Annotated in this window: 1 protein-coding gene; it reads left to right on the top strand. The window is 61.8% G+C overall.

All coding sequences use genetic code 11. The features are described from left to right. Positions 1–356, top strand: a 356-nt coding sequence (locus J1G18_RS27910) for a hypothetical protein (protein ID WP_223009616.1), incomplete at both ends; no start/stop codon positions are given.

The following is a 356-nucleotide window of genomic DNA, read 5'->3' as shown; positions in this document are numbered from 1 at the left end:
CCGCACATTCAATGCCGTAACCGCCCAACAAGACTGGGTCATCAACCTGGACGCCGCCTTCGTCGCCCAACACATCGAACCGAACCGCGGCGGCAAGATCACCGTCCGCTACCAGCTCTGGCGCCATGCCACAAATGAGACCAGCCTCTCGAATCCGTTGGTGTTCACCGTGGGCGTCGCGCTGGAACTGCTCGCTCCCTCGATCAAGGAGAACAACGGCGACAGCGCACTCAACCCGCTGCTGGTCAGGGACACCTTGACCATTGTGGTGCCGGACAACAGCGCGTTGCTGCCAACTGATGAAATCATCGCCACCTGGACTGGCGCACAGGGTACGCCCGCAGGCGGTTCGCACA

Origin of the sequence: Pseudomonas sp. MIS38, assembly GCF_019891575.1 — a bacterium.
In the GTDB taxonomy this organism is placed as follows: domain Bacteria; phylum Pseudomonadota; class Gammaproteobacteria; order Pseudomonadales; family Pseudomonadaceae; genus Aquipseudomonas; species Aquipseudomonas putida_A.
This window is presented reverse-complemented; position numbering and strand designations above follow the sequence as displayed.